A 5,338-nucleotide genomic window follows, 5' to 3' on the forward strand; every position below is an offset into this window, starting at 1 on the left:
GAAGACAATTTGTTCATTGTTTTAATAGTCGATACGGTCGTATCGTAGCGAGCGGCAATTTGGGACAATGTGTCGCCCGATTTGACTGTATAGCTGATTCCAATGCTTCCTTCTTGATTTTCGTTAGGGATTTCTGGTTTTTCAACTGGTACTTCTGGTTCAGTTTGATTTGGAGTTTCTATATTGGCCACTGGTATTTGTAAGGTTGCTCCAATATAAATTGTATCAGACTGCAAATTATTATATGATTTAATTGCATTGATTGTTGTTTTGTAAGTAGCTGCTAACCTAGAAAGTGAATCTCCAGAAACTACTTTATGTGCAATAGTTTCTCCTGTTGGAACTTCTGGTTTTTCTTCAGGAGTTGTGGGTACTTCTATTGGTTTTTCTGGTGATTTCACACTGTCGTATTGTGTTAAGTTATATAATCCGATAATGTTATTTAATTTAGCAGCATACGTTGGATCAGTTGCGTAACGTCCTTCTAGCCACTTAGTAGCATCTCGGTAGCTTGTCGTGTTTTCAATCCAGGTTCCAGAATAAAATTGGCGACTCCACGATAATCCATTCCTCAATAAGCGAGCGTTATCTTCAAAGGACGCTTGATAATTGGGGTATTTTTTAAAATCTTGTGGTATTCTAATCCATTTTCCATTGGAATACTCATTTGTGTACATTGTGACCGATTGTCCGTTGTAACTTCCTTTGATTCCAAACATATTATGATTGGGTGCTAAAGAAAGAGAACTTTTCCCGTATCCACTTTCAAGAGAAGCTTGTGCAATCATTACAGAAGCATATAAATTATGATTGCCGGCAACCTCTTTAGCAGCCGAAGCGATTGAATTGATAAACTCTTTAGGTGTTTGTTTTTTTTCTATTTCTTCAAGCTGTTCCTCGTTAGTAACAGTATCTTCAGTAGTTGTTCCCTGTTGAACGATTAACTTTTGCCCAACCTGAATAATATTTTTATTAGCTAGCTTATTCCACGTGGCTATTTGATTTGCAGTCGTACCATAGCTCACAGCTATTTTATCTAATGTATCACCAGATTTGACAATATACGTAACAGTTACTTTTACGTCTACTACTTCTTTCACAACTTCTTCTGTGTTTTCTGAACTATTTTCTTCTGTTACTACTTCTTCTGTTACTACTTCTTCTATCATTTCTTCTGCTATTTTTTCCTCTGTTGCAGTTTCTGCTGTTTCAACTTCTTCATTTGGAATGACTTCGGTTGTCTCTGAAACTGCTTCTTCCTTTTCGGATCCAATTATTTCAGAGTCAACAACTTCTATGCCTTCTTCAGAATCAGTATCATCAGTTCCTTTTTCTTCAGCAGTAAGTTCCGCCTCTGTAACTTCAGGTGACTCTACAGAAAGAATAGCTGTCTCACTTAATTCTTGAGCAGTACCTTTATGTAGTTCTATTAATTCTTCCAAACTCATTGCTTTTAATTCTTCTTCAGAAAATAGTTCCCCATCCAAAACGGAAGTTAATTCTCTTACGAGTTGTAAACGAACTAATTCTATTGTTTCATCATCTAAAACACTCACTTCTGTATGAGTAGTATCTGCTATTACGTCTCCTTCAACTGCTTCAATGGTCCCTTCTTCATTTACTACTGATGCTTCTTCATACTCAGCAATCCATTTTTCCAAATTAATAGTTTGCTCAGTTGTTCCAGCATCTTCTGCTTGTACGGTAGGAGCCACTAGTGGAAATGCGAGCATGCCGACAAGTACCCCAGTGCTGATTGTTGTTTTCTTATTTAGTTTTATAGTTTTATTATGTAAAGTGACATTCGAATGACGAAAACAATTAAAAGATGTTGACATTGTAAGTCTCCTTTCAAAACAGAGATAATTCATGTATCTCTGCTCTCAAGTATACCTATTAATTAATAAAAATGTAACCATTTGAATCGCCAAAACATACGATGTCATTAAACTGTAATTAAAAACAATCTTTATTTAATGATTTGAATTTTTTTGCCTATGTTATACTAAAAAAAATCAATAGATATGCAAAGGAGTTTTTTCTATGTTAAAAACTGCTCTCTCACAGACGCATGCTTTTTTAAAAGAAATCGTCGTTCCTGGGGACACGGTAATCGATGCGACGGTCGGAAACGGAAACGACACCATTCTCCTGGCACAGTTAGTCGGGAAGACTGGCAAAGTCATTGGTTTCGACATCCAATCTCAAGGACTTGAAGAGACGAAAACAAAATTGCTCTTGACAGGTTTGACTACTCAAGTTTCCCTCTATCATCAAGGCCATGAGACGGTTGACCAGCTAGATTTATCCCCAGAGAGCGTTACAGCTGCCGTATTCAACTTAGGTTATTTACCAAAAGGCAACAGAGAGATCATTACTCATCCTTCTACTACAGTCGAAGCGATTGAAAAAATCCTCCCTCTGCTTGCCAGAAAAGGTTTTATTCTCATCATGGTTTATTACGGTCATTCCGGTGGAACAGACGAAAAAGATGCGGTCATTTCCTTTGTGAAAACTCTCCCACAAAAAGAATACACTGTACTATCTTATAAATTTATCAATCAAGTCAATTCTCCTCCCTTTTTACTTGCCATTGAAAAAAAATAAAACAAGCAGAACTTCCTCTAAAAAGGGGGGAGTTTTGCTTGTTTATTTTACTTTATTGATTAAGTGACTGTTTTAGCACATCAACTTTATCCAACTTTTCCCAAGGTAACTCAATATCCGTACGACCAAAATGTCCGTACGCTGCCGTTTGGCGATAAATTGGACGCTGTAAGTCTAACATTTGGATAATTCCAGCAGGTCGTAAATCAAAATGTTTTCTGACTGCTTGGATTAAATCATCCTCCGAAACCTTGCCCGTCTTGAACGTATCAATAGAGATAGAAACCGGTTGTGCCACACCAATTGCATATGCGAGTTGAACTTCACATTTTTCAGCTAATTCCGCTGCAACAATATTCTTTGCTATATAGCGTGCAGCATAACTGGCAGAGCGGTCAACTTTTGTCGGATCTTTACCAGAAAAAGCGCCACCGCCATGACGAGCATACCCTCCATAGGTATCCACAATGATTTTACGCCCTGTCAAGCCTGCGTCCCCCTGTGGCCCACCCACAACAAAGCGACCCGTTGGATTGATGTAATATTTTGTATCTTTATCTAAAAATTTTGCTGGAATCACATATCGAACTACATGTTTCATTACATCTTCTTTTAGTTTAGAATATTCAATGTCTGGATGATGTTGTGTACTTACAACGATTGCATCAATTCGTTTTGGCTTATCATTTTCGTCGTATTCCACTGTTACTTGAGCTTTTGCATCTGGTCTCAAATATGGTACGATTCTTTTTTTGCGCACCTCAGCAATTCGATGAGTCAGTAGATGGCTTAATGCAATAGGTAAAGGCATCAATTCAGGCGTTTCATTTACTGCAAAGCCAAACATTAAGCCTTGATCTCCAGCACCAATCTTATCCAATTCATCTACGTTAGATGATTTAAATTCAGTTGAATCATCTACTCCCAAAGCAATATCACTTGATTGTTCATCAATAGAGACCAAAACGGCACATGTATCTGCATCAAAGCCATATTTTGCACGTGTATATCCAATTTCTCGAATGGTTTCCCGTGCAATTTTTTGCATATCCACATAAGTATTTGTTCGAATTTCTCCCGCAATCAATACTAACCCAGTCGTCACGAGTGTTTCACAGGCTACACGTGCATCTGGATCATCTGTTAAAATTGCATCCAAGATTGCATCACTGATTTGATCAGCGATTTTATCTGGATGTCCTTCTGAAACAGATTCAGAAGTAAATAAACGCTTTTCCATTTAATTATTCCCCCCTAGTTTTTCGGTTACAAGGCTTCTCCGCTTCCTCGCGGATCCTATCGGGAATCCATTTGCAAACCTTTCTCATTTTACCATAATCTTTGAGGATATCCTACTAAAACTACGGTTTTTAGATTAGAATTATGCTATGATAAGACTCAAATTGATAATAAGGGAGTTTTAAACTAATGCACACTCAGCCTTCAATCCAAACACTATTATTTAATCGCATCATTCAATTTATTCTAGAACCTTTTTTCTTCATTTTAATCGGATTAATATACGCTTTGCACTACACTTCTTTTCTAAGCGCTCCAACCTTCATTTTATTTTTGTTCCTTTTTGTACATCAGATAATCGAAAGAAGTTTAGCCAAAACTCCAGAAATCAATCCTGTCCAATTTGCTCAGCTTCATCCAATTTTTGAAGGAATACAGGTATTGATGTTAATGTACTATTTTTTTAATGTCTCATTTTTGTCTTTTGTTCTTTTGTTATTGTATAGTTTAGCAATTCATAGTCAATTTTATAGTCGCCAATTTTTTTCTAAAATCATTCCGATAAGTTTAATTGCTTTACTCAAAACACTTGTCCCAAATGTACTCATTTTTTATGTCCATCTCCGCTTTATCCCTGTTGAACTATTTTGGATGATTTTACCTCTTCTCTTTCCTTTAATCCTTATACAAGCTAGAAAATGGCCCAATCAAATACGAATTGAAACACAAGAGGATGCCGAATTGATTTTAACAGCTGAACAGCAAGATAAAATCAACCCCCACTCCTATCTCTCTTTACCTATTCGTAGAATCCTCATAGCCTTATGCTTTCTTATTGGTGTTCCCCTTTTATGGATTTTATTTTCTTGGTTCTCGTTACTTGGTCTGCTTCTAGTTCTCCTTGCTCGTCCTATTGTACGCTCCTCTACCACTGAGAATTTAATGGATCTGCGTTTATTTTTCTTTGGTTGGGTTACACTGATTAGTCTATTGACCTTCTTTATTCTTTAATTTAATAAATACAGTAAGTAAGATGAACTTATCCTCTTGCTTACTATAACGGTATGAGAAAGGTATTTGCTCCTTTGAGTAGTAATCATCTTCTCAAGTAGGTATATACTTTTTTCGATGACTATAATCGAGTAGGAGGTAAATAATTAATTTATTTACCGTCCTCTCACACCACCGTACGTACGGTTCCGTATACGGCGGTTCAATATCTTAAGTAAGCAGACTCTGCCAGGTTACGTAGTGAAACTACGTTCCACCGGTAGAGTCTTTTCGTTGTAAGCACCCAATGAACCTCAGGTGTTTTTGACAGTCTCCAGTATTTCTTTCTGGAGTAGCCAATACGCTTAGCACTGTCCATATCTAGACCTAAGCGCATTAATCTGCTAATCTTAGTACGTGGATTTTTCCATCTCTTTAAAATTAGTTGCCTGATTCGGTGATGGAGCCATTGCTCCACTTTCGTTACGAAGGTTTTGATGAA

The 5,338-nt window shown here is 37.0% G+C and carries 4 protein-coding genes and 1 riboswitch; of the genes, 2 read left to right on the plus strand and 2 right to left on the minus strand.

Annotated elements, in window-relative coordinates:
- On the minus strand, positions 1–1,838 hold a 1,838-nt coding region (locus H626_RS11235), incomplete at its 3' end, for a LysM peptidoglycan-binding domain-containing protein (protein ID WP_156883309.1).
- A gap of 205 nt (positions 1,839–2,043) precedes the next feature.
- On the opposite strand from H626_RS11235, the gene mnmM reads away from it, so the two are divergent.
- Positions 2,044–2,607 carry a tRNA 5-(aminomethyl)-2-thiouridylate-methyltransferase MnmM gene (gene mnmM, locus H626_RS0109675; RefSeq protein WP_027109187.1) on the plus strand — a complete coding sequence of 188 codons (564 nt, stop codon included), beginning with the start codon at positions 2,044–2,046 and terminating at the stop codon, positions 2,605–2,607.
- Between the two features lie 52 nt (positions 2,608–2,659).
- On the opposite strand, the gene metK is transcribed toward mnmM, so the two are convergent.
- Complete coding sequence (gene metK / locus H626_RS0109680; protein WP_027109188.1) at positions 2,660–3,847, minus strand: methionine adenosyltransferase; 1,188 nt, start codon at positions 3,845–3,847, stop codon at positions 2,660–2,662.
- Positions 3,845–3,929: riboswitch (SMK box riboswitch) on the minus strand. It overlaps the preceding gene by 3 nt.
- A gap of 106 nt (positions 3,930–4,035) precedes the next feature.
- Here metK and H626_RS0109685 point away from each other — a divergent pair.
- Entirely contained in the window at positions 4,036–4,857 is an 822-nt protein-coding gene (locus H626_RS0109685) for a hypothetical protein (RefSeq protein ID WP_027109189.1), read from the plus strand.
- The last annotated feature ends 481 nt before the right edge of the window (positions 4,858–5,338 follow it).

It is taken from the genome of Lacticigenium naphthae DSM 19658 (assembly GCF_000425865.1).
Taxonomy (GTDB): domain Bacteria; phylum Bacillota; class Bacilli; order Lactobacillales; family Carnobacteriaceae_A; genus Lacticigenium; species Lacticigenium naphthae.